Source organism: Acinetobacter sp. CIP 102136 (genome assembly GCF_000369685.1).
In the GTDB taxonomy this organism is placed as follows: domain Bacteria; phylum Pseudomonadota; class Gammaproteobacteria; order Pseudomonadales; family Moraxellaceae; genus Acinetobacter; species Acinetobacter fasciculus.
The window spans coordinates 1,197,129-1,221,135 of record NZ_KB850142.1 but is presented as its reverse complement, the minus strand read 5'-3'; the positions used below and the strand labels follow the sequence as shown (position 1 = coordinate 1,221,135).

The window sequence follows — 24,007 nt, the reverse complement described above, 5'->3', positions numbered from 1 at the left end:
TCTGTAATCAAAATGGGATGATATTCATCCCATTTTGTGTATTCCTGCACTATTGTTTCACAACTTGCGTTTTTGCGAGTTTATCGTGCAAGGTTTGACGTTTTTTGCCCAATCCGAAGGCCCAGTCAATAATTAAACTCAGTGGCATAAATACAATATTTAAAAATATGAAAAATACGCTACGAATAGTAAAGGCGCGCAACAGGCTGGTCTTTTCACCTGATTCTACATCTACAATTTTGATTTTCGTGAGCTTTTTACCAATACTTTGGCCTGATTTGGCAATCAGAAAGGCTTGAATGGCCAGCATGATAATCAAATAGACCGCTGTGGCAAGCCACGCCTGCTGAGAAAACATCTCAAACATTTGAGTCTGTAATTGCTGAGCCATTGCAGGATCTGCATCGCTACTCAGCACAACATTCATGAATTCTTCATTCAGTTGAGCAAACCGCGTTTCCTGTTCAGGCGTAAAAAAAGCAGTCAAAATGAAGGTTGCTGGTAGCCACAGTAATACGTCTACAATTTTGGCCAGGATACGGCTTGGAATACTGGCAAGTTCATTTTTTTGAGTTACTGTTTGAGTATGAGGCTGTGAGTAGGCCGAAGTCGTTGGTTGGCTATTCTGGAATACCGGCGTTTCAGGTGTGACTGCTGGAGCGACATAACCTTCGGGTTGATATACCGATTTTCCTTGGGTAAGTTCACCTAAGGCTTTCCACTCGGTCATGCCTTGATGCCATGCCAGGTCAGTCAGCATGACTTGTTGATTCGCCAGCATCTGATTCAATTGCTCGAGCGTATATGGACCAGCTTGTTGATTGTTTCGTGCCAAGTAAATCTGCATATAGACTGAATCTCAATATATAAATGTGAACTGATAATAGCTTTGAACAAGATTGTATTGAATTCTGTTTTGAAAACAAACATCCTCTCATCGTAAGATATAGATTAATTAAGGATTTTCAATCATATTTCTTATTAAAAATGCGCCCATACAAAATTGCAAGGATCTCTACTCTTAAAAATATCTTCCCGAACACTCAATGGTTATTCATTATTATTGCCATTTTGATATGACTTTACTGTTGGTATTTGTTTGTCATTACAGTCTTTATGTGTTGATAAGCTTTGATTTAATTATATTTATAACTTCAATTGTTTAGATTTCGATTGGGTCTTTAGTTATCAAGTTTCAAACAATAAATCATAATGTCTATCTCATAAAAAAGACCCTATCAAAGGGTCTTTTTTATTCACAATTGCTTATGCTTTTTGCACTTTTTCTTCAGCCAGGAAGAACCAAGTTTCAAGTACCGAGTCTGGGTTTAAAGATACAGAGTCGATACCTTGTTCCATTAACCATTGTGCAAGATCTGGGTGATCAGAAGGACCTTGACCACAAATACCAACATATTTGCCAGCTTTACGGCATGCTTGAATTGCAAGAGAAAGCAACGCTTTAACCGCAGGGTCGCGCTCATCAAATAGGTGAGAGACAATACCAGAGTCACGGTCAAGACCAAGCGTTAATTGTGTTAAGTCGTTTGAACCAATAGAGAAACCATCGAAATGTTCAAGGAACTGATCTGCCAATAAAGCATTGGTTGGAAGTTCACACATCATGATCACTTTAAGGCCGTTTTCACCGCGCTTAAGACCATTTAATGCAAGAAGTTCAATTACACGTTTCGCTTCAGCAACAGTACGAACAAATGGAATCATGATCTGGATATTGGTTAAACCCATTTCATCACGTGCCTTTTTCAATGCACGACATTCGAGTTCAAAGCAATCACGGAAGTTATCAGAAACGTAGCGACTTGCACCACGGAAACCTAGCATCGGGTTTTCTTCTTCTGGCTCGTATAACTTACCACCGATCAAGTTTGCATATTCGTTAGACTTGAAGTCTGACATACGAACAATGACTGGCTTGTCTGCAAATGCAGCAGCAAGTGTCGAGATACCTTCAACCAGTTTCTCTACATAGAATTCAATTGGAGATGCATAACCTGCAGTACGCGCCATGACTGCTGCACGTGTTTCACGTGGAAGGCTGTCAATATTGATTAATGCTTTCGGGTGAACACCAATCATACGGTTAATAATGAATTCAAGACGCGCCAGACCAATACCTGCGTTTGGAATTTGGGCAAAGTCAAATGCACGATCCGGGTTACCCACGTTCATCATTACTTTAAATGGAAGAGCAGGCATAGACTCAATTGAATTCTTTTGAATTTCAAAATCTAGTGCGCCTTCATAGATAAAGCCAGTATCACCTTCAGCACAAGACACAGTCACTTCCTGACCGTCTACAAGAACTTCAGTTGCATTACCACAACCCACGATTGCAGGAACACCAAGCTCACGTGCAATAATTGCTGCGTGACAAGTACGACCACCACGGTTTGTTACAATCGCAGCTGCACGTTTCATGACTGGTTCCCAATCCGGGTCAGTCATATCAGATACAAGAACATCACCATCTTGTACTTTGTCCATTTCTTTAATAGACGTCACAATGCGGACTTTACCAGAACCAATGCGTTGACCAATTGAACGGCCTTCACAGATCACAGTACCGCGTTGTTTCAACAGGTAGCGTTCCATAGTGCCGACATTTTCACGGCTTTTTACAGTTTCAGGACGCGCCTGAACGATGTAGATTTTGCCATCATCGCCATCTTTTGCCCACTCGATGTCCATTGGTGTACCGTAGTGGTTTTCAATGATCAGCGCTTGTTTAGCAAGCTCTTGTAATTCTTGGTCGTTTAAAGCGAACTGTTGGCGTTCAGCTTTTTCAACATCCACGACAACGACAGATTTACCTGCAGAGGCTTCTTCACCGTAAATCATTTTCTGATGCTTAGAACCCAGGTTGCGACGAAGAATCGCGTGTCGGCCTGCATTTAAAAGCGGTTTAGAAATATAGAATTCGTCCGGGTTAACTGCACCTTGAACGACCATTTCACCCAAACCATAAGATGCGGTAATGAATACTGCATCACGGAAGCCTGATTCAGTATCTAGCGTAAACATTACACCTGCAGCGCCAGTTTCTGAACGAACCATGCGTTGTACACCAGCAGACAGGGCAACTACATCATGGGCAAAGTTTTGGTGTACACGGTAAGAGATTGCGCGGTCGTTGTACAAAGATGCAAACACTTCTTTGATTGCGATCAGAACGTTATCAATACCACGAATATTCAGGAAAGTTTCTTGCTGGCCGGCAAAAGAAGCATCCGGCAAATCTTCTGCAGTTGCAGAAGAACGAACGGCAACCGCGATGTCAGGGTTGCCGTTAGAAAGTTCTGCAAATGCTGTACGAACTTCTTGTTCTAAGGCAGGCGTAAGTGGAGTATCCACAATCCATTGACGAATTTTTGCGCCAGTTTCAGCGAGTGCATTTACATCATCAACATTGAGTGCAGCAAGCTCTGCATTGATTTTAGCGTTTAGGCCACTTTGCTCGAGAAATTCACGGTAGGCATCGGCAGTCGTTGCGAAACCACCTGGCACAGATACACCAGCATTTGATAAGTGGCTGATCATTTCGCCTAGTGATGAGTTTTTCCCACCGACCAGCTCAACGTCGTGCTTCCCTAATTTTTCCAGACCAATTACGCGCGCTTCCAAAGTTGTTACTCCACTTTTGCAGTATTAATCACTATCTCGGCATGAGAGTATAGCAAATCATCTAGGTTTTTGATTTTACTAAGCGACAGTCATGTAAGATCGGTTTACTATAAAGATTATATAGCACTAAGACAAATGTTGGAGGAGAATTTTAATGTCGGAAGGTAAACAAATTCAGCGTAGTGTTTTCTTTATTTCAGATGGTACCGCCATCACCGCTGAAACTCTTGGACACTCGCTGTTAGCGCAGTTTCCACATGTGAAATTTGACATTCATATTATCCCTTACATTAGCTCCGAAGAAGCGGCCACAAACGTGGTTGCAGAGATCAATGCAAGAGCTCAAGTCGATGGTGAAAAACCGCTGGTATTTGATACCCTGGTGGATCCCTATGTGCGCGACATTATTAATACCGCAAATGCAGTAAATCTTGATGTATTTGAAGGGCTTATTAGTAAATTGGCTGATGAGTTAGGCACGATTCCTACAACTTTAGTCGGGCAAACCCATGCAGTGACCGACTCTGAGTCCTATAAGGCCCGTATTGATGCAGTGCATTTTGCTTTAGATAATGACGACGGCGCACGTACCCGGCATTATGATAAAGCTGACCTGATCCTGATTGGTGTATCGCGTTCAGGTAAAACCCCGACCTCTATTTATCTGTCTTTGCAGTTCGGTATTCGCGTAGCAAACTATCCACTGACTGAAGAAGATTTGGACGATAACCGTCTGCCAGCCGTGCTGCGACCGCATAAAAACAAGCTGTTTGGCCTAATGATTGATGCGGAACGCCTTGTAGCCATTCGTTCTGAGCGTAAGGCCAATAGCCGTTATGCCAGCTTTAGTCAGTGTCAGATGGAGTTGCGTGCGATTGAAGGGATTTATATTTCGGAAGGCATCAAGTACCTGAATGTTTCTGAAATGTCGATTGAGGAAATCTCAACGCGTGTGTTGCAAATGACCGGTTTAAAACGTCGAATCGGTTAAGAAACCAGCCAGAGCCAAACTGCGGTTTGGCTTTGATTTATAGCTAAAAATTACAAGTAAGCATTGATTAATCGAAATAATGTATGAGTTTTATAATTTAAATAAAATATTAGGTATCATTTTTAAAAATATCCTAGAGTCTTCTTTGCTCATTTTGTTGAATAAATCATCAATTAGTTCGTGGCATTTAATTTAAAATCTCATTAATAGCTCATCAAATTTTTATATTGACTTGTCAGCGTGAGTTATTTTTCTGCTAAATAAGTATGAATAATAATATCGACCGGATGCTGCTCACTATTGATGCAATGAATCGTATTTTCCGAAATTTTTAGAATCGGCCAGGTAATTAGCTGGCAATTTTCACGCTGTAGGGCAGTATAATAATGATCTGATTTCAGATAAATTTTACGGGAAGATGCAAGATTTGGCGTTAACTGGCGTCTTAGCCACAAATTCTGCACCTGATTTTCTAAAAACCGCAGAGAGAGTAGACTTTTAATCCGGTTGTTAAATAAGCGGCGATTTTTACCAATCAATGGATGATTAATAATTCGTTGCAGAATTCGGTCGGAACCGGGCAGTACAAAAGCTGGATTAATCTGGAAAACTTTCACCGAACGGGCATGTTGACTGATCTTATCCAGCTGGCTCACGGTAAACTGGTCAGTGCCAATAATCGCAATATCTTTATCTGCATAATCCAATTCTAGCAGTTCGGAAGAGGGTACTTTAATTCCAGTAAACTGCTGAAAATGTTCGGGGCGATTTTCAAAAATACCAGCGTGTGGATCCTGCTTGGTAGACATTAGAATTCCTTGAATTTATTTAATAATTAATTTTCTTTTATGAGATATAAGCAAAAACTCAAGCCAGGGTAAAGTGAAAAATTTAACTTAGACAGTCATCTATTTGACCAAAATATAAAATCTGATTTTATTGAAGGTTGAATGGATTTATATGCAATCCAAAAGGAATGACTTTTAACTTGACGAGATCGACGAAAGAAAAGAAGTGAAGTGTTCGTTCAGGGAAGAAGCTTTTTAATGGAAGAGATCGATAGAAATGATTTTACTGATATATTTCTTTTGGTCATGTACTAGCTCAAACCTGATCTGACAGTTACCTGATTTTTATTGTGCCTGTCAGGTTAAATTTGAGCTAAATTCTTCTCAGCCCAAATTTGTTTTCCATCAAGTAAAGTTTCAAATGGTGTACGACCACAGCAGATTTTTCCTTGATGAGTCCGTTCAGTATTATAGAATTTCAGCCAGTCGTCTAAATCCGTCTGCAACTCTTCTAGCGTGCTATAAAGCTTTTTCCTAAATGTAATTTGATAAAACTCCTGCAGTATTGTTTTATGGAAGCGTTCACAGATCCCATTCGTTTGTGGTGAAGCTGCTTTTGTCTTCGTGTGATCAATGTCATTGAGCGCTAGATACAACTCATAGTCATGTTGTTCCACCTTACCGCAATACTCGGTTCCTCTGTCTGTAAGAATGCGAAGCATTGGTAAATCCTGGGATTGATAGAAAGGTAATACACGATCATTGAGCAAATCAGCCGCTGTAATCGGTGTTTTGGTTGTATAGAGCTTGCAATGAACGACCTTGCTATAAGTATCGATAAATGTTTGCTGGTAGATCCGTCCAACACCCTTGAGATTCCCGACATAAAAGGTGTCTTGTGCACCTAAATAGCCTGGATGAGCAGTTTCGATTTCACCACACGCCACATCATCTTCATGCTTACGCTCAAGTGCAGCAATCTGATGATCATTTAGTACGATACCATCCTGTGCCACTTTAGCTTCGAGTGCTTTTAAACGCTTCTTAAAGTTCTCCAAATCATGGTGGAGCCAAATAGAACGAACACCACTCCCTGAAACAAATACACCTTTCTTGCGCAATTCGTTACTGGTACGATGCTGACCATAAGCTGGATATTGAATTGCGAAATCAATGACCGCCAGTTCTGTAGCATCATCTACACGGTTTTTTAGATTTGGTACTCGACGGGACTTATTGATTAATGCATCAATGTCACCAGACTGTACTAACTCATGATAGCGATAGAAAGTATCTCTAGAGACACCCATCACTTTGCATGCTCTAGAAACATTTTGAAGCTCTTCAGCTAAATTGAGTAAGCCGACTTTGTGTTTGATGATTTGATTGTTAGTATGCAACATAAGAAAGTTACCTTTGTTTAATTAAGATTTCGACACCTTTATCAAAGCGGGTAACTTTCTCTTTTTCAAGAAGAATGTACGATCAAGTCTGAACTAATACACTTTAAATATTAAAAACATCTACCCATTGCTGAGAATAGGTAGATGCAACTCTTATTTACTGACCATTTTTAATTTGCATCAACAGCTCAAAGTTATGTAGGCGTTTGTCAGTGTCATAGATGTCGCAAGTAAAGATAAACTCATCCACGTCATATTTGGCTAAAAGCGATGCCAGACCGGCTTTAACGGTTTCTTTGGAACCGACCTGAGCCATGGCAAAGAAATTATCGACTGACATTTTTTCCGGCGGCGACCACAGACCTTCCATCGAATCAATTGGTGCTTTAAGTTTTAGGCTTTGCCCACGAATCAGTGATAAAACCCGCTGATAGGCACTGGTCGACAGATATTGTGCTTCTTCATCGGTATCTGCGACACAGGTCGGTACGCCCATCGATACATAAGGGCGATCGAGATATTCAGACGGTTCAAAGTTTTCACGATATAATTGAATGGCCTGACCCAGCATACGCGGGGCAAAATGCGAAGCGAAGGAATAAGGTAGGCCGAGTTTTGCTGCCAATTGCGCACTAAACAGACTGGACCCTAATAACCATACAGGTACATGCGTGCTTTGACCCGGCGTTGCCACAATACGCTGTCCTGGAATTGGATCTTTAAAATATTGCAGAATTTCCAGAACATCCTGCGGAAATTGATCTTCGGTTTCCTGACGGCCACGACGCAGGGCACGCATGGTCATTTGATCTGTACCGGGTGCGCGGCCCAGACCCAGTTCAATCCGGTCCGGATAGAGCGTTGCCAAGGTGCCGAACTGTTCTGCTACTACTAGTGGAGCATGATTCGGCAGCATAATTCCACCAGAGCCTAAAGTTAGGGTTTTGGTATTCGCCAGTAAATAGCCTAAGAGAACTGCGGTTGCTGAACTGGCAATGCCATCCATATTATGATGTTCTGCCAGCCACATCCGGCGATAACCCAATTTTTCTGCTGCTTGGGCAAGTTCCAGCGCATGGTTTAGCGCGAATTGAATAGTCTTGTCGTCACGAACAGGAACCAGTTCGAGTATAGAGAACTGGGTATCGTTAAGCGTACGCATAGTATTACTCTTAAATAGACATCTCTAAAAGCATACGACTTTAGAAGGCGTTTGTATATCGAAAAAAATCGATATAAGTGTAAACCAAAAGATAAAGATAAAAAATAAAGGCAAAAAAATAAGCATCCGAAGATGCTTATAAAGGAGGAAAGAATAAGGGGAGAGAATCTTAACGACGACGGTTGTTATAGCGATAATCGTTATAACGGTAGTTACGAGAAGAGTTATAGCGACGTTCGCTGCGGTCATCATAACGACGGTCTTCGCTAACTTTTTTACCTAAAGCTGAACCACCTGCTGAACCCAGTGCCGCACCGATATAACCACCGTTAGTGCCTGCCATGTTTCGGCCAACTGCATAACCTGCACCGCCACCTAAAGCACCACCGATAATCGCACCATTACGGTCACGTTTATTTGCCGCTACTGCGGCACCCGCACCGCCACCAATCGCTGAACCGATTGTTGCACCAGTGGTACCGCCCATTTTATTACCTACTGCAGCACCAACAACACCACCTAGTGCAGAAGCTAAAGCTGTATTGGTTGTATTGCCTGCATTGGCAACTGTCATACCCATGGCTGAGGTTGCTACAACAGCGATCATTAGAGATTTATAGTTCATGAGGACACCTTTTATATATCTAGCTATATTTTGTTGATGAGATAAATTTAATCTAGCAAGCGCCAAACAGCATGAAGGCAATGTTGGCGAATTGTGATTTTTATCTCCTTAATTTATTCATGATGTGGACAGGATAATTCCATGTATTAATTGAAAATTCACATATTAAAGCCACAATAAAAAAAGCACCAAAAGGTGCTTTTCATGTTAAATGTAGCGTCTGGTCTAAACTGCCTGAGCGCAAATTAACGGTAACGTTTTTTCCAGTGTTTAGAGCGTTTTTCAGCTGCTTTATCTTTGGCAATCTTGTTACCTAGTGCAGCACCACCGGCAGCACCCAAAGCTGAACCGATATAACCGCCGTTAGTGCCGCCCATATTTTTACCTACGGTATAACCTGCACCGCCACCTAGGGCACCACCAATGGCAGATTCAGTACGGTTTTTCTTGCTGCTTGCAACTGCTGCACCGCCAGCACCACCTAAAGCAGCACCAATGGTTGCACCAGTATTACCGCCCATGTTTTTACCTAATGCTGTACCTGCAACACTACCTAAAGCACTTGCTGCTGCAACACGCGCTGTACTGTCGGCATGTGCGTTTACGGTCATCATTGAACCAGCAGCTAAAACTGTACTCATTAAAAGTGCGTTGAGTTTCATGTCATCACTCCGTGTCCATCTACAGGACTGTAGTTATTTCGATGCGGAAAATGTAACAAATCATGCCCAAAACAATATGAAGATGTTTCTTCATAATTCCCTGCTTTATTTGGCGAATTGTAAAATCAGCAAGAAATAAGAATAAGATCGACTATAAAAAAAGCAATTCCACTGTTTTTAATCATATTTGTTAACAAATGCTGTAGAGCACGAATGATAGCAACGCGGACTTACTCAATAATGATGTTCATTAGAAGCCAGAGTCGTTAAACTAGGCGCAATTTTTTGATTTCGCTGTGCTAAATCGGTTTTTAGTCGCAGCCTATGTTTGAGATTTTTTAGAAAATGAAAGAATCGTTACGTTTACGATTAGACCAACTCTCTGACCGCCATGAAGAATTGACCGCATTACTGGCTGATGTAGAAGTCATTTCTGATAATAAGCGCTTCCGTCAATTGTCACGTGAGCATAATGACTTAACAGAAATCACCAATGTCTGGACCAAGTACAGACAGGCTGAAGAAGACATTGAAACAGCTCAGGCCATGCTGTCAGATCCAGATTTTAAGGAAATGGCACAGGAAGAAATTAAAGAGAATAAAGCTTTAATTGAATCGCTTGAAGCAGACCTGAACATCTTGATGATTCCGAAAGATCCGAATGATGCCAACTCGGCTTATCTTGAGATTCGTGCCGGAACCGGCGGCGATGAAGCTGCGATTTTCTCAGGCGATTTATTTCGTATGTATAGTAAATATGCGGAAAACCAAGGCTGGCGTATTGAAATCCTCTCTGAAAATGAAGGCGAACATGGTGGCTATAAAGAAGTCATCTGCCTGATTAATGGTGACGGGGTTTACGGTCGTCTAAAATTTGAAAGTGGTGCGCATCGTGTACAGCGTGTACCAGCGACCGAATCACAAGGCCGTGTGCATACCTCAGCATGTACCGTTGCGATTCTTCCTGAAATTGATGTCGATACCTCGGTTGAAATCAACTCATCTGATTTGCGCATTGATACCTACCGTGCTTCAGGTGCAGGTGGTCAGCATGTTAACAAAACCGATTCTGCAGTACGTATTACTCATATTCCAACCGGCACCGTAGTGGAATGTCAGGAAGAGCGTTCACAGCATAAGAACAAGGCCAAAGCGATGGCACTGCTGGTATCACGTTTGGAAAATGCCAAACGTGCAGCAGCAGATGCAGCAACCTCGGAAATGCGTCGTGACCTGGTGGGATCGGGTGATCGTTCGGAACGTATCCGTACTTATAACTATCCGCAAGGTCGTATGACCGATCACCGCATTAACCTGACTTTATACAAGCTGGATGCCGTGATGGAAGGTGATTTGACCGAATTGCTGGATAGTCTGCACCGCGAATATCAGGCGGATCAGTTGGCCATGCTTGCACAGCAGAATGGTGGATAATGAATATTTTACAAGCCTTGGCTTTACGCGGCGAAGCTGAAAGTTACGAACGTCAGGAAAATGCCTGGTTACTGGAACACATCACCAAGATTGATTCATTTGATCTGCTGATGAAAAAGGATCAGGAGTTAACGCCGGAACAGGAACAGGCGTATAAAGACGGATTGGCGCGTATTGCTGCCGGTGAGCCTTTGGCTTATGTCACTGGTTCACAGCCATTCTGGACTTTAGACCTCAAAGTGACCAAAGATACCTTGGTGCCACGTCCGGATACTGAAGTGCTGGTTGAGACTGTGTTGAAATTGGATCTGCCTGATGATGCCCGTGTGGTGGATTTGGGTACAGGTACTGGTGCAATTGCCTTATCACTGGCATCTGAACGTTCTAACTGGACACTAACCGCTTCCGATATCTACGAGCCTACGCTTGAGGTGGCGAAATATAATGCGGAACAACATGATATTGAGAATGTGGAATTTGTTCTGGGTTCATGGTTGAAACCATTTGGCCGTCAATTCTTTGATGCCATTGTATCGAATCCACCTTATATCGATGCTGATGATGTGCATATGCAGAATCTGGCGACTGAACCGGAACGTGCGCTGGTGGCAGATAAAAAGGGGCTGGCCGATATTGAAATGATTATTCTGCAAGCCAAGAAGCATTTGACTGTCAATGGTTGGGTGGTGCTTGAGCATGGTTATGATCAGGCAGACGCCGTACAACATCTATTTAAACAGGCGGGTTATAAGCAAGTCCGCACGGTTAAAGATTATGGCGGGAATGATCGCGTAACTTTGGGTCAATGGCCACATTAATCTGTCATCTATCTTTATAAAAAAGCGACCGATGTGGTCGCTTTTTTATTGGATTTTTTCTTTATAAATTCCTGACTGCATCTGAAACCTTAAGTATTTTGAATGATATGACGCCAACGCAGTATAACTAAAAACAAAAAAGCGATGCCAGAGCACCGCTTTCGAGGAATACTTAAAAAAGAATTACATTGGATAGTCTTGTAGACAGTCATAGACTTCTACCTGATCCAAACTGCCAGTTTCCATTGCCAGACAAAGTGCCACAACTTTCAAAGTGTCTGCCAGAGATCTTTCATCTTTCAAGGCAATACCTTGTTGTAATTCATTGATACGTTCTGCCGGAATTTCAAGGGCCTGAGCCGCTTCCACAGCATCTACCTGATTAAAGAAGTGCAGAATTGCATCTTTCAGTTCTGCATCCGATGCATTTAAAATCCCTTGATTCAACTGTTCTGTGATCAGATCAGTCGAAGAAAATAAAGCTTTAGAGAAGTTTTGGACAAGATTTTGCCCAAGCACATCAGTCATCTTTAACATGGAGATACCTTCAACTAGAAAGGAAAATGGAGAGTACAGCCAATAGCAAAAGTGCTATAAATTGAATGAAAAATAATCTATTCTCGGGTAAATTGCAAAGCTTTCCGCGTGACTGTGTAGTCCTGCTAATATATGTTTTAGGGCTTGAAATATATAATCATAATAAAAATAAATGCTTAGAATCCAAGTGTTTTTCGGTAATATTTTTAAAGTCTAAATTTATATAAATTATCTAATATTATTTTGTCGATACGCGCCTGGACTGACGCCAGTCCACTTTTTGAATGCACGATGAAATGCACTGGATTCCTGAAAATTAAGCTGATCGCTGATCTCTTGTAAACTTTGTTCAGTACGGGTCAGTAACTCAATGGCGGTATCCCGGCGTATCTCATTTTTTAACTGTTGATAGCTGACACCTTCACTTTTTAAACGCCGTTGCATGGTCGCTTCAGACATATTCATTTTTAAGGCCAGTTCATTCAGTTCCAGCCATTCTGCTGGTGAAACCTGTAGCAATTGTCGGCGAATCTGAGTGCTTAAAGCATAGGGATTTTTAAAACGTACCAATAAATTTTGTGGGGTTTGCTGAATAAACTGATACCAGGACTGAGCATCCTGTTTAATTGGCAGTTGCAGATAGCTTGCATCAAATTGCACATAGTTTTCGCTGGCCTGATATTCAATCTGTTCACAAAAACGGACTTTGTAATCAAAATCATCTAGGGGTGCTGCGCATTTGAGTTGAATCTGATTAAGCAAAATCCGTTGTCCACTTAACCAGCAGATCAGGGTATGAATCAGCATCAGATAAGTCGCATAACTAAACATACGTTTGGTTGCTTTTAAATCATAAATCACGATATAGGCATAGTGTTCCTCAACCATGAGTGTACTTTGCAGATCGTCCAAAACCAGGTTGAGAAATTGCAGAATGTGTTGCAGGGCTTTTTCCAGTGTATCTGCCTGCATGACCATTTTGGAAAGCAACTTAAAACTGCCACGACGCATGGCATGGCTGTCCATTCCAAAAAATTCGTCATTCATGCTGTCTGCAAGCACAGTCCATAACTGGGCAAATTGGCTGACCGACACGCGTGCCTTGGGAGCATTCAGGACCTCCACTAGAATATTGGCTTTTTTCAGAATGGCAAGGATATCAAATTGCAGCCGTTTGGCATCCAGCAATGCTTCGTTCACCAGATCAATCGAGATGGTGCCTTTGCTATATTCCAGTGCAGGCTTATGCATATTCAGTCTGACATCCTTGTTTTCATTGTCCAAATACATCATGCAAGATGCAATATTTGGAAATTGTACAGAATAAAAACTCTGTTTACTCTGCATATTAAGTCGTATCTGAAATAGAAAAATCGCTAGGAAATAAACATGAACATTCAGGGAAAAGTTGTTGTCGTTACAGGTGGTGCATCAGGTTTGGGTGCAGCTACAGCGACTCATTTGGTTGAACACGGTGCTAAAGTAATTCTGGTTGATATGAATCAGGAGCAGGGTCAGGCCTTACAGCAGCAACTGGGTTCACAGTCTGAGTTTGTACAGCTCGATGTGACCGATGAACAAGCCGTTGAAAGTTTCTTCGCTCATGTTGAAAGTACGTATGGTCAACTGAATGGTCTGATCAACTGTGCCGGGATTGCACCGTCTGCCAAAGTATTGGGACGAAACGGCATCCATGAATTGGCAATGTTCCAAAAAGTGCTGAATATTAATGTAAACGGTACTTTTAATATGTTGCGTCATGCGGCGGCTTTAATTGCAAAATATGAGCTGCAAGCTGGTGAAGAAGAACGTGGCGTGATTGTGAATACTGCTTCAGTTGCCGCTTATGACGGTCAAATTGGTCAGACTGCCTATGCGGCTTCTAAAGGTGCAGTCGTCGCAATGACTTTACCTTTGGCACGTGAACTGGCTCGTGAAGCGATCCGTGTCATGACCATCGCGCCGGGCATTATGGAAACTCCGATGCTGAAAGGCATGCCGCAAAATGTCCAGGATGCTTTAGGACAAATGGTGCCGTTTCCACCACGTCTGGCAAAACCACAGGAATTTGCCCATCTGGTGGGACATATTTTTGAAAATAGTTATTTGAATGGTGAGGTCATTCGTTTGGATGGCGCAATCCGTATGCAGCCTAAATAAGTTTTCGATTTATATAGGACATGATGATTTGCACAGCTACCAATTTCTCATTGAATTTAAATGAATTTGCTTAAGCATGCATTTTCTTTTGAAGGATCAAAAGAAACAAAAATCCTTTGCGAAACTGAAGATACATCCCTGTATCTCAGTTTCGCAGGCGACATCCATGCCGCCTTATCCGACGTGCCAACGATCTCAATAGTAAAAAGCTTGAAGTAAATAAATAGATATAGAAAGGGAAGTTCAATGATTTTAAATGATGAACAAAAAATGATTCAGGACATGATGCGCAATTATTCGCAGCAGAAGCTGAAACCGACGGCGGCCTTACGCGACAAAACGGCACAATTTCCAGCACAAGAACTTAAAGAGCTTGGTGAGCTTGGTGCATTGGGTATGACAGTGGCTGAAGAATGGGGTGGTGCAGGTCTGGATTATGTATCATTGGTTTTGGCGCTAGAGGAAATTGCCGCAGGAGATGGTGCAATCTCGACGATTATCAGTGTGCAGAATTCTTTACCTTGTGGCATTACCCAGCGTTATGGCACAGAGGCACAAAAACAGCAGTATTTGACTAAACTGGCAACAGGTGAATGGCTAGGCTGTTTCTGCTTGACGGAACCTCAGGCCGGTTCGGATGCCAGTTCGCTGGAGTGTAAAGCCGAACGCGATGGCGATGAATGGGTGCTAAATGGTACCAAGCAGTTTATCACGACAGGTAAACACGCACAGATTGCACTAGTCTTTGCTGTGACTGATAAATCTGCAGGGAAAAAGGGTATTTCATGCTTTCTGGTGCCGACCGATGCACCGGGTTATATCGTGTCACGCCTAGAAGAGAAAATGGGTCAGCATTGTTCGGATACCGCGACCATCGTTCTGGATAACTGCCGGATTCCGGCTGCCAACCTGCTGGGCCAGGAAGGTGAAGGCTATAAAATTGCCTTGTCGAATCTTGAATCGGGTCGCATCGGGATTGCAGCACAATCAGTCGGTATGGCGCGGGCTGCACTAGATACTGCAGTGGAATATGCCAATGAACGCAAAGCCTTTGGTGTGGAAATTGTGCAGCATCAGGCTGTGGCGTTCAGGCTTGCAGATATGGCGACCCAAATTGAAGCCGCACGTCAGCTTGTCTTGCATGCTGCAACGTTAAAAGATGCAGGCTTGGCGTGTTTAAAAGAAGCATCGATGGCAAAGCTGTTTGCATCGACCATTGCAGAGCGAGTCTGTTCAGATGCGATCCAGATTCATGGTGGCTACGGTTATGTCTCTGATTTTCCGGTTGAGCGTATCTATCGTGATGTGCGAGTGAGCCAGATTTATGAAGGTGCATCAGATATTCAACGACTGGTGATTGCACGTGAAGTGTGTCAACGCTGATTGTTAAATTAAAAAAAACAGACTTTGATTAATGTTCAAATTCTGCACTTACATGGATGGATATGGAAATTGCAGGATTCAACTGAACATGATGATCTAAAGACATACAGTGCGAATAATCGAAAAATAAGCTTTATTCATGTTCTAGCCATAGGGCATGAATGCAGATTTGAGAAAGTATGCTGATGGAATCAGCAGGAACAACAAATACAAATGGACAAACTCAGGCAAGGTCGCCTGAAAACTACAACAGGAAAGAGGTTGTCGTCATGAAGACACTAGAACAGGCATATGCTGATTTTAATTTTGAAAATATGGTTCAAGAGCATGTGGTTGGAAACGCAGAGAACATCAATGCGTATACCGAATGCTGTGGTCGCTACTTGGGTCAAAACCGAACTGCACTGATTTGGGAAGGCAAAAACGGAGACGCAGAGCAGTGGACCTTTGAACAACTGGCCGTGGCTTCAGGACAGTTGGCCAATTATATGCATTCTCTGGGTTTAAAGGCTGGTGACTGTATTGCAGGGTTACTGCCAAGAACGCCAGCACTCTTAATTACCATATTGGCCACCTGGCGGATCGGTGCCATATACCAACCTTTATTTACTGCTTTTGAAAGTAAAGCCATTGAACATCGCATCAGTACCGCTGGCACCCAGTTGATTGTTACTGATGAAGAACAACGACTGAAACTCCATGATCTCAATGTCCCGAATATTCTGACTGTGCATCAGGCAGCGGCGGATAATTATCAAGATGCTGATTTCTGGACAGCCTTACAGCAACAACCGGAAGAGTTTGAACCGGTAAATTGCCAGTTTAATGATGTCTTCCTGATGATGTTTACTTCAGGTACGACAGGCTTGGCAAAATCGGTTCCTGTGCCTTTAAAAGCCTTGTTGGCCTTTAAAGGCTATATGCTGCACGCTGTAGATCTGCGAGATGAAGATTCCTTCTGGAATCTGGCAGACCCGGGCTGGGCGTATGGACTGTATTATGGCATTGCAGGGCCGCTCAGTTTAGGGCACAGCATCATCATGGATGAACGTGGCTTTAGTGTCGATAATGCCGTACAAATCATTCAAAAATATCAGGTTAGTAACCTGACCGGTTCGCCAACCGCATTTCGCATGTTCTTTGGTTTTAAAGAAAAATTTGATGCAGGCATCAGTTCGCATTTACGCGTGGTAAGCAGTGCAGGTGAGCCGCTCACGCCTGAAGTGATTCAGTGGTTCAATCATGATTTAAGTGTGAATATTTACGATCAATATGGACAGACTGAACTGGGTATGGTGATCGCCAATCATCATGGCTTGGAGCATTATAAAAAAGTTGGTTCAGCCGGTTTTGCTATTCCTGGGCATCGTTTTGCTGTATTGGACAAAGAACATCAGGAAGTAGAAAAAGGCGGGATTGGAACCTTGGCAATTGACTGTGCAGCTTCACCGTTGATGTGGTTTGAAGGCTATGCAGGCCACAACCGCAAGTCATTTGTCGGGCAGTATTATCTCACTGGTGATACCGTGAAGCTGAATGAATATGGCGGTATTGATTTTATTGGGCGTGCAGACGATGTCATTACAACTTCGGGCTATCGGGTTGGGCCTTTTGATGTAGAAAGTACTTTGCTTGAATGTGAAGAAGTGCTTGAATCTGCAGTCGTCGGCAAGCCAGATCCAGAACGTACTGAAATTGTGAAAGCCTTTGTAGTACTTAAATCAGCATATCCAGCCACTGAAGATTTGATGTTGAAACTGCAAAGTTATGTACGTTCACGCTTATCCAAACATGCCTATCCGAAAGAGATTGAGTTTGTGACGTCTTTGCCTAAAACATCGAGTGGCAAGATTCAGCGCAATTTACTCAAACAGCAGGAAGTTGCCAAACTTCAAGAGATGAAGCGAGTCAGTTAATTTTTCAAATTAATTGTTTGATTGAATGTTCAAAGGCTGCCATGGCAGCCTTTGGTTTTTTTAGGAAATAAATCTTCTACTTAAATTTTAGTCAGATATTGAGCTGATTTCCCCAAACTTATATCTTCAAGAGAGCAGATTGAGGCAAGCTAAAATTATAATTTTTATGTCATTACAGTAAAATTACATTAATATTTAAAATAAAATATATCAAAAATTTAGCCTCTTAATTTCAAGAGGCTAAATCTCATTCATTATCAGATATTACCTTGTAGATTCACTTTTTGATGTTCTGCATGAGGTTCGCCCGCTTCACCAGTTACGCCGCCTTTTAAGGCTTTAAAAAGCTGGGTGACTTTGTTGTCTGTCACATTCCAATATTCTGCGCTGACTGCTTCAGCAATCAATACCCGTACGGTAGGATCATCTTTGCCTTCAAACCAGTTTTCAGCCCACGGATTCCACAACTGTTCAATCAGAATGCGGTCAGTACTGATCTGGGCATGTGCACTAATCGACACGTAAATACCATCTGATGGTTTTGCAAAAGACAGACCAATCTGACCACGGCCTGTTTCTGCTGCTTTGACCAGATCATTGGTGTTACGCAGGATGAAATATAAGTTTTGACGTTCATTCATCTGCTCGGAGTTCAGCATGGTCATCGGCTGGGAGTGTATTTCATGTGTGTCGGTTAAATGGCTGATCATGGTGTAACGAACATCCTTGATCAATTCCCATAATTTTTCACGATTATCATGTTGAGTATTGTTATGCTCGGTCATGTATGTTCTCCATACGATTTTATGAAAGCTGAAAAGATTGCTTGGTATTTTCAGATTAATCATATTTAGAGACAGATGCCTTAGGTCTCACTGAACTCATACATTTTCATACTCAAATACAGGCAGAGACTACAGAATTGCTAAACAAGGCAGTTCTATTTACAGGGTAATTCAATAGCAAAGATTTTAAAAACTTCAGGTTTGACACCTTTTATAAATTAGAAGGAACAGTTTGCCGGAACCGTTTAATTGAGGTGATTCAAAAAATCTTGCCAAGCCATAGCGGCTGCATCTTGATACCGAACGTTTAGCTGATATGCTATTTGCCTCAACGATTGCCGAACCATTTATTGATGTGCTGTGAATTGAATGTGAGATTGATATTCCAGAGATTTATCAGCCTTTAGAAACTTCAGTAAAGCTAATTTTACGATCATTGTTAAAAATTTTCGAAACAAGGAAAAACGTTGTCTACATTTAATATGGATACCATATCCCCAGAATTCGAACTCACCGATGCTGAACTGCATCTGTATAGCCGTCAGATTCTTCTGGATGGCTGGGATATTGACGCTCAAGAACGGTTAAAATTTTCTAATGTCTGCATTATTGGTTGTGGCGGGATAGGCTGTGCACTGGCAGAACTTCTGGCACGTGCAGGTGTGGGAAAAATTACCCTGATCGATCCGGATACCATCGAGATGAGTAATTTACAGCGACAACTGGCATTTATACCGCAGGATATTGGATTTTATAAGGCAGAAACGCTGGCCAAAAGACTGAGTCAGGTTAATCCGAACCTACAAGTTGAATATGTGAATCAAGCCTTAACGGCTGAAAATGCAGTAAGTGTGATTGAGCATCAGGATCTGGTATTGGATGGCTGTGATCAGTTTGCCACACGTTATCTGGTCAATCAGATTTGCGTGGAGCTGAATGTGCCCTTATTGAGTGCTTCTGCGATTGGCTTGCAAGGTCAGCTATTTATGGTCGAAGGGGATTCCGCCTGTTATGCTTGCCTGTTCCCGCCAGAAAATCAGGCCGATGAAAGTCTGCGCTGTGCAGATTCCGGTGTACTGGCCACCACACCGAATGTGATGGCCAGCTTACAGGCACATCATGCCTTGTTATATCTGGGATTAGGTCAGATACCACTTCGACAAAAGCTGTTGTTATGGGATGGACTGAGTTTTAAGCAGCGGATTCTCGCTTTCGAAAAAGATACAGATTGCCCAATCTGTCAGGCAAGATAAGCCTGCAAAGTGAATTTTTTTTGCTACACTGCGTTTAATTAATTTTTCCTAAGACATTATGAAAAACAATATCTGGTTAGATGGAATACGTTCAGTTGCCCGTATGGGGGAAACAGCAGTCGTCGCGGCAAAGGCGGGCTTTAAATATGCCACTGAAAAGCCGAGCAATGCCAAACTCATGCGTGAAACTTTTGAATCCTTAGGTTCGACTTATATCAAGCTGGGTCAGTTTATTGCCAGCACACCGTCGCTGTTTCCACGTGAATATGTAGAAGAATTTCAAGGCTGTTTGGATCAGACTCCACGTTTGCCGTTTAGCTATATCCAGCAGGTTTTAGCCTCTGAATTTGCAGGACGTAATCTGGATGAAATCTTTGCATCGATTGATGAAACACCATTAGCCTCTGCATCTATTGCACAGGTGCATGCGGCCAAACTGGTGTCTGGCGAAGATGTGGTGATTAAGGTACAAAAACCCGGTGTAGAAACTATTTTGTACACTGACTTGAACGTCCTACATTGGGCAACCAAATTGCTGGAAAAAGCAGTCCCGAAAGTCAAGTTTGCTTCACTGGCTGACATTGTCGAAGAAATCAAAACCCGTATGGTACGTGAAGTCGATTTTATCGAAGAAGCCCAGAATCTGGATGATTTCGTTAATTACCTGAATATCACCAACAATCAGGCAGCCACTGCACCTAAGGTTTATCATCAATATTCGACCCGTCGTGTGCTCACCATGCAGCGTTTATACGGTGTGCCTTTGACAGATTTTGAAGTGGTCAAAAAAGTATCCAAAGATCCATCTCAAGTACTTATCACTGCGATGAATACCTGGTTTGGCAGCTTGATGATGTGTAACAGTTTCCATGCCGATCTGCATGCAGGCAACCTGATGCTACTTGAAGATGGCCGTGTCGGTTTTATTGATTTCGGTATTGTTGGTCAGCTCAAGCCTGAAGTATGGACGGCATGTATGGCATTCATGGATTCATTGCAACATACCAATTATGAGCTGATGGCGCAAAACATGCTGAAAATGGGCATGACCGCTGTGCAGATTGATACCAAAGTTTTGGCTGCTGATCTGGAACGTTTGTTTAGTGGTGTATTGATGGCAGATCCGCAGGAATTGTTAACGTCAAATCCTGCTGACCTGAACGATATCATGATGGATATGGTGGCTGTGGGTGAACGTCACGGGATCCGCTTCCCGCGTGACTTTGCCTTGTTGTTCAAGCAAATGCTGTATTTCGACCGTTTCATGCGTATTCTGGCGCCGTATACCGACATCTATGCCGATCAGCGTTTGCAGATGGTGCAGAGCATGGATCCGAATCTGCTGTTAAAGCATTAATCTTAAACCCTATCTAGACTTGGAAAAATCCCCCTAAATCCCCCTTTTAAAAGGGGGACTTTAAAAGCTCCTCCCTTTGTAAAGGAGCTTGAGGGGGATGTGGTCAGTATTAAATTCTCGAGCAATCCAATGGACGCCATTATTATTGAAGGTTTAAAGGTTGAGACAGTCGTGGGCTGCTTTAACTGGGAGCGTCAAATTATTCAGCCTTTAATGCTGGATTTGATCATTCAAACCGATTTAGAACAGGCATCAAACTCAGATGCACTTGCAGATACGTTGAATTATGCAGAAATTTGTGAGATTTCCAGTAAAGTCATTCAAGACGCCAAGCCTGAATTGATTGAACATGCAGCAAAGTTAGTGCTGAATGCACTTTTTACTACCTTTACAGCAATTGAATCGATTAATATTACGATCCGTAAGCCTGCCATTATCGCGCAAGCCAATTCTGTAGGGATACGTCTTGAACGCCACCGAAACGATTTTCGCCCTAGCATTAGCGAGTAATTGTCATCCTCAGCAACATTTTCAAGCTGCACAGCAACGTATTTCTGAATGGGGAGAAGTTCAGTTTTCTCCCATTTATATGATTCCTTGCCGCGATGGCATCGGCGCAGATTACTGGAATGCAGCGTGTTTATTGCGAAGTTCGGTGTCCAGTGAAGACCTGATTGAGTTGCTCAAACAGCTGGAACAGGAATCAGGGCGAGTACGTCCATCCCATCAGATTACTTTGGATGTTGATTTGATTGCCTGGGGATCAGATCTTAAGCATATGCAGTTTAATGAAAAAAAATTGCCCTTGGCTCTGGATGTGAAAGTGCCCATGTTTGATGTTTGGCATGATGCCATGTTTGAACATGGATCACATAGCTTTCCAACAGTTGAACAGCTGATTTGAATCAAATCACCTAATTTTCTGCTAATACAATTTATCTAGTACGAATAGTTAACCAGCCTTATCAAGCAAGATCATGCTTTTTTTATGATGCAGTTTTTTGTTTTTAGAGTAAAAGAAAATTCAGATAAGATGAGATGCTTAAGTTTAGAAGTCATTTAAAAATGAAAATATTGGAAATTGTGGTTTCTGTGATTTTAATCCTCGGGATTCTTTATGTAATCCAATGAGGATTTCATGGTTTCCCAACAGGGAATTAATATTTGATTGATTAAAGCTCTGGAATTTACTCTAAGATTAGTAAAAACCCTCAAAGCAGTAAAAAAGCATCATCGCTATTTCACTTTTTCTTGTTATAAAAAATGATCAGCAATACGATAATGATCGCCAAGATGGCAAGAATGATGGTAGTTTCCATAACAATACCTCTCGGGCATAGATCTTTGGCTTTAATTATCTAAATTAAAACCGAACATATATTAGGGTGTGTTGACAATTTTAGCTTAAAAAAATAGCGAAGTAGTAAAATCAAATCGCCAAACCCAATTTTACTATTCGCTATGCCTCGTACCATGCTGACAGATCAACACTGGCAAAAGTTGAAAGTTATTCTGCGTAATTTATCCATTCACCACAACTCAAATTTACGCAATTTTATTGAAGCTATTCTCTATAGAATTAGAACAGGCTGTCCGTGGCGAGATATTCCTTCTTGTTTTGGTCATTCCAACTCTATTTTCAAACGTTTTAATCGTTGGTCAAGCAGCGGTAAGTTACTTAGATTATTCAAATTACTAGCCTCATGCCCCGATATGGAGTGGATTTTTATTGATGGCTCTCATGTACGTGCTCATCAACATTCTGCCGGCATAGCGAATCAATCTATTTCTAAAAGTGTAGGAGGAAACTCCTCAAAAATACATTTGATTGTTGATGCACATGGCAATCCTATTGATTTCATGATTACCGATGGAACCACACATGATGTTAAAGTTGCACCTGATTTAATATCAACATTAGATTTAAAAGAGACAAAAGTGGTATGTGCAGATAAAGGCTATCATTCAGAACCACTGCGTGAACAGATCAGGAAAACAGGGACTAAAGCGAATATACCAAAGAAAACAAATAGCCAATCGAACAATGATCATATGGACTGGTATTTATATAAAATCAGGCATTTAGTTGAAAATATGTTTTGTAGATTAAAGCAATTTAGAGGAATAGCTACTCGATATGACAAGCTCAAAAGAAATTATCAAAGTTCTGTTGCTTTAGCCTGTATATTTTTATGGCTACCTTTATAGGGTTAATTATGAACAGTAAATGTCAACAGACCCTAATTAAACTCAAGTTTTGTTAGAGCCGCTAGTTTTTGAAAAAACATTTTTCAGTGATGTTAATAGAGGAACCGTTCAATCCTATTCTGTGTCTAACTAAAAAATAAACACATATTTAGGCAACAGACACATTAAATAATGATCCGATCCAGGCGCTGAATAACATGGCGATAATTCCCCAGAGCATGACCCGAACTGCACCTCTCCAGACACTTACTCCACCGGCATAGCTTGCCAGTGCGCCCATCATCCCCAAACTTAAAACACCAATCAGCATGACGCCTTTATCCAGATAATGTTCCGGTAAAATCATGATTGAAATTAAAGGAAATAATGAACCTACCGTAAATGCCATAGCCGAAGAAAATGCAGCGAGAAAGGGTTGGGCAGAGGTATGTGCTGAAATACCAATTTCATCCCGGGCATGGGCATCCAAGGCATTATGGTCGGTCAGCTGTTCAGCGACCTGTTGTGCCAAAGCAGGTTCCAGACCTCGTTGTATATAAATCGTTTTGAGCTCATTTAACTCATGCGTGGGATGGCGCTGCAGTTCGCGCTCTTCCATGAGTAGATCATTGGTTTCAATATCTTGCTGGGATTTAACCGAAATATATTCACCGGCCGCCATTGATGCGGCGCCAGAAATCAATCCGGCAACACAGGTCACCAATAAAATTTCCGTGGATGCTCCACTGGCTGCAATACCCACCACCAGACTGGTGACCGAAATAATCCCGTCATTTGCCCCCAGTACAGCTGCACGAAGCCAGCCCGCACGTTCGATATAATGTTTTTCAAGATGGTATGAGTGGCGCACAATGAAGCCCCTTTTTTATTATCATCATGA

The 24,007-nt window shown here is 42.1% G+C and carries 22 protein-coding genes; 11 read left to right on the top strand and 11 right to left on the bottom strand.

What is annotated here, in order from left to right:
* Positions 1–49: 49 nt before the first annotated feature.
* Together F893_RS11215 and ppsA are read right to left on the bottom strand one after the other, a co-directional pair.
* A complete protein-coding gene (locus F893_RS11215) occupies positions 50–847 on the bottom strand; it encodes an RDD family protein (RefSeq protein ID WP_005252149.1) in 798 nt (265 codons plus the stop codon).
* A 419-nt stretch (positions 848–1,266) separates the two neighbouring features.
* On the bottom strand, positions 1,267–3,645 hold the full coding sequence (gene ppsA / locus F893_RS11210; protein WP_005252147.1) for a phosphoenolpyruvate synthase: 2,379 nt from the start codon (positions 3,643–3,645) through the stop codon (positions 1,267–1,269).
* 154 nt (positions 3,646–3,799) lie between these two features.
* On the opposite strand from ppsA, the gene F893_RS11205 reads away from it, so the two are divergent.
* Positions 3,800–4,636 (top strand): posphoenolpyruvate synthetase regulatory kinase/phosphorylase PpsR, encoded by an 837-nt coding sequence (locus F893_RS11205; protein WP_005106620.1) that lies wholly within the window; start codon positions 3,800–3,802, stop codon positions 4,634–4,636.
* A 245-nt stretch (positions 4,637–4,881) separates the two neighbouring features.
* Here the strand turns inward: F893_RS11205 and F893_RS11200 are convergent, their stop codons facing one another.
* From F893_RS11200 to F893_RS11180, 5 genes are all read right to left on the bottom strand, one after another.
* Positions 4,882–5,445 carry an NAD(P)/FAD-dependent oxidoreductase gene (locus tag F893_RS11200; protein ID WP_005252145.1) on the bottom strand — a complete coding sequence of 188 codons (564 nt, stop codon included), beginning with the start codon at positions 5,443–5,445 and terminating at the stop codon, positions 4,882–4,884.
* 341 nt (positions 5,446–5,786) lie between these two features.
* Positions 5,787–6,827 carry an IS481 family transposase gene (locus tag F893_RS11195; RefSeq protein WP_005252144.1) on the bottom strand — a complete coding sequence of 347 codons (1,041 nt, stop codon included), beginning with the start codon at positions 6,825–6,827 and terminating at the stop codon, positions 5,787–5,789.
* Between the two features lie 157 nt (positions 6,828–6,984).
* Entirely contained in the window at positions 6,985–7,989 is a 1,005-nt protein-coding gene (locus F893_RS11190; RefSeq protein ID WP_004278779.1) for an LLM class flavin-dependent oxidoreductase, read from the bottom strand.
* Between the two features lie 169 nt (positions 7,990–8,158).
* Entirely contained in the window at positions 8,159–8,614 is a 456-nt protein-coding gene (locus tag F893_RS11185) for a hypothetical protein (protein ID WP_005252143.1), read from the bottom strand.
* A gap of 245 nt (positions 8,615–8,859) precedes the next feature.
* Entirely contained in the window at positions 8,860–9,276 is a 417-nt protein-coding gene (locus F893_RS11180) for a glycine zipper domain-containing protein (protein WP_004645401.1), read from the bottom strand.
* A 345-nt stretch (positions 9,277–9,621) separates the two neighbouring features.
* Between F893_RS11180 and prfA the strand changes: the two genes are divergently transcribed.
* Together prfA and prmC are read left to right on the top strand one after the other, a co-directional pair.
* Entirely contained in the window at positions 9,622–10,710 is a 1,089-nt protein-coding gene (prfA, locus tag F893_RS11175; protein ID WP_004645400.1) for a peptide chain release factor 1, read from the top strand.
* On the top strand, positions 10,710–11,528 hold the full coding sequence (prmC, locus tag F893_RS11170) for a peptide chain release factor N(5)-glutamine methyltransferase (protein ID WP_005252142.1): 819 nt from the start codon (positions 10,710–10,712) through the stop codon (positions 11,526–11,528). Before prfA ends, prmC begins: the two co-directional genes overlap by 1 nt.
* A gap of 183 nt (positions 11,529–11,711) precedes the next feature.
* On the opposite strand, the gene F893_RS11165 is transcribed toward prmC, so the two are convergent.
* Positions 11,712–12,065 (bottom strand): hypothetical protein, encoded by a 354-nt coding sequence (locus tag F893_RS11165; RefSeq protein WP_004645396.1) that lies wholly within the window; start codon positions 12,063–12,065, stop codon positions 11,712–11,714.
* A gap of 228 nt (positions 12,066–12,293) precedes the next feature.
* Positions 12,294–13,316 (bottom strand): AraC family transcriptional regulator, encoded by a 1,023-nt coding sequence (locus F893_RS11160; RefSeq protein WP_184413722.1) that lies wholly within the window; start codon positions 13,314–13,316, stop codon positions 12,294–12,296.
* 138 nt (positions 13,317–13,454) lie between these two features.
* On the opposite strand from F893_RS11160, the gene F893_RS11155 reads away from it, so the two are divergent.
* The 3 genes from F893_RS11155 (at position 13,455) to F893_RS11145 (ending at position 17,524) form a co-directional block, all read left to right on the top strand.
* Positions 13,455–14,225: an SDR family NAD(P)-dependent oxidoreductase gene (locus F893_RS11155; RefSeq protein ID WP_005252140.1), complete on the top strand. Its 771-nt coding sequence runs from the start codon at positions 13,455–13,457 to the stop codon at positions 14,223–14,225.
* A gap of 246 nt (positions 14,226–14,471) precedes the next feature.
* Positions 14,472–15,608, top strand: coding sequence for an acyl-CoA dehydrogenase family protein (locus F893_RS11150; protein WP_005252139.1), 1,137 nt, complete (start codon positions 14,472–14,474; stop codon positions 15,606–15,608).
* Positions 15,609–15,877: 269 nt separating this feature from the next.
* Complete coding sequence (locus F893_RS11145; RefSeq protein WP_005252138.1) at positions 15,878–17,524, top strand: AMP-binding protein; 1,647 nt, start codon at positions 15,878–15,880, stop codon at positions 17,522–17,524.
* A gap of 257 nt (positions 17,525–17,781) precedes the next feature.
* Here the strand turns inward: F893_RS11145 and F893_RS11140 are convergent, their stop codons facing one another.
* A complete protein-coding gene (locus F893_RS11140; RefSeq protein ID WP_005106629.1) occupies positions 17,782–18,309 on the bottom strand; it encodes a pyridoxamine 5'-phosphate oxidase family protein in 528 nt (175 codons plus the stop codon).
* A gap of 482 nt (positions 18,310–18,791) precedes the next feature.
* Here F893_RS11140 and F893_RS11135 point away from each other — a divergent pair, with 482 nt between their 5' ends.
* The 5 genes from F893_RS11135 (at position 18,792) to F893_RS11115 (ending at position 23,127) form a co-directional block, all read left to right on the top strand.
* Positions 18,792–19,562, top strand: coding sequence for a HesA/MoeB/ThiF family protein (locus tag F893_RS11135; RefSeq protein ID WP_005106630.1), 771 nt, complete (start codon positions 18,792–18,794; stop codon positions 19,560–19,562).
* Positions 19,563–19,620: 58 nt separating this feature from the next.
* Positions 19,621–20,919 (top strand): ABC1 kinase family protein, encoded by a 1,299-nt coding sequence (locus tag F893_RS11130; RefSeq protein ID WP_004278767.1) that lies wholly within the window; start codon positions 19,621–19,623, stop codon positions 20,917–20,919.
* Between the two features lie 129 nt (positions 20,920–21,048).
* Positions 21,049–21,429, top strand: a complete 381-nt coding sequence (folB, locus tag F893_RS11125; RefSeq protein WP_004278766.1) for a dihydroneopterin aldolase — start codon at positions 21,049–21,051, stop codon at positions 21,427–21,429.
* On the top strand, positions 21,386–21,823 hold the full coding sequence (locus F893_RS11120) for a 2-amino-4-hydroxy-6-hydroxymethyldihydropteridine diphosphokinase (RefSeq protein WP_005252127.1): 438 nt from the start codon (positions 21,386–21,388) through the stop codon (positions 21,821–21,823). The genes folB and F893_RS11120 overlap by 44 nt, the downstream gene beginning before the upstream one ends.
* A 557-nt stretch (positions 21,824–22,380) precedes the next feature.
* The gene (locus tag F893_RS11115; protein WP_005252126.1) at positions 22,381–23,127 is read left to right on the top strand and encodes an IS5-like element ISAba31 family transposase; all 747 of its coding nucleotides are present in this window, start codon (positions 22,381–22,383) and stop codon (positions 23,125–23,127) included.
* Positions 23,128–23,275: 148 nt separating this feature from the next.
* Here the strand turns inward: F893_RS11115 and F893_RS11110 are convergent, their stop codons facing one another.
* Positions 23,276–23,977, bottom strand: a complete 702-nt coding sequence (locus F893_RS11110) for a VIT1/CCC1 transporter family protein (protein ID WP_005097209.1) — start codon at positions 23,975–23,977, stop codon at positions 23,276–23,278.
* Positions 23,978–24,007 lie beyond the last annotated feature (30 nt).

What these genes read in the sequence shown, in the direction of transcription:
- F893_RS11200 (WP_005252145.1), bottom strand. Translation starts at nt 5,445, where the DNA reads ATGTCTACCAAGCAGGATCCACACGCTGGTATTTTTGAAAATCGCCCC.
- F893_RS11165 (WP_004645396.1), bottom strand. Translation starts at nt 12,065, where the DNA reads ATGTTAAAGATGACTGATGTGCTTGGGCAAAATCTTGTCCAAAACTTC.
- F893_RS11115 (WP_005252126.1), top strand. Translation starts at nt 22,381, where the DNA reads ATGCCTCGTACCATGCTGACAGATCAACACTGGCAAAAGTTGAAAGTT.
- F893_RS11185 (WP_005252143.1), bottom strand. Translation starts at nt 8,614, where the DNA reads ATGAACTATAAATCTCTAATGATCGCTGTTGTAGCAACCTCAGCCATG.
- folB (WP_004278766.1), top strand. Translation starts at nt 21,049, where the DNA reads ATGGACGCCATTATTATTGAAGGTTTAAAGGTTGAGACAGTCGTGGGC.
- F893_RS11150 (WP_005252139.1), top strand. Translation starts at nt 14,472, where the DNA reads ATGATTTTAAATGATGAACAAAAAATGATTCAGGACATGATGCGCAAT.
- F893_RS11205 (WP_005106620.1), top strand. Translation starts at nt 3,800, where the DNA reads ATGTCGGAAGGTAAACAAATTCAGCGTAGTGTTTTCTTTATTTCAGAT.
- F893_RS11130 (WP_004278767.1), top strand. Translation starts at nt 19,621, where the DNA reads ATGAAAAACAATATCTGGTTAGATGGAATACGTTCAGTTGCCCGTATG.
- F893_RS11190 (WP_004278779.1), bottom strand. Translation starts at nt 7,989, where the DNA reads ATGCGTACGCTTAACGATACCCAGTTCTCTATACTCGAACTGGTTCCT.
- F893_RS11135 (WP_005106630.1), top strand. Translation starts at nt 18,792, where the DNA reads ATGGATACCATATCCCCAGAATTCGAACTCACCGATGCTGAACTGCAT.
- F893_RS11145 (WP_005252138.1), top strand. Translation starts at nt 15,878, where the DNA reads ATGAAGACACTAGAACAGGCATATGCTGATTTTAATTTTGAAAATATG.
- F893_RS11140 (WP_005106629.1), bottom strand. Translation starts at nt 18,309, where the DNA reads ATGACCGAGCATAACAATACTCAACATGATAATCGTGAAAAATTATGG.
- F893_RS11195 (WP_005252144.1), bottom strand. Translation starts at nt 6,827, where the DNA reads ATGTTGCATACTAACAATCAAATCATCAAACACAAAGTCGGCTTACTC.
- F893_RS11160 (WP_184413722.1), bottom strand. Translation starts at nt 13,316, where the DNA reads ATGCATAAGCCTGCACTGGAATATAGCAAAGGCACCATCTCGATTGAT.
- prfA (WP_004645400.1), top strand. Translation starts at nt 9,622, where the DNA reads ATGAAAGAATCGTTACGTTTACGATTAGACCAACTCTCTGACCGCCAT.
- F893_RS11215 (WP_005252149.1), bottom strand. Translation starts at nt 847, where the DNA reads ATGCAGATTTACTTGGCACGAAACAATCAACAAGCTGGTCCATATACG.
- F893_RS11180 (WP_004645401.1), bottom strand. Translation starts at nt 9,276, where the DNA reads ATGAAACTCAACGCACTTTTAATGAGTACAGTTTTAGCTGCTGGTTCA.
- prmC (WP_005252142.1), top strand. Translation starts at nt 10,710, where the DNA reads ATGAATATTTTACAAGCCTTGGCTTTACGCGGCGAAGCTGAAAGTTAC.
- F893_RS11155 (WP_005252140.1), top strand. Translation starts at nt 13,455, where the DNA reads ATGAACATTCAGGGAAAAGTTGTTGTCGTTACAGGTGGTGCATCAGGT.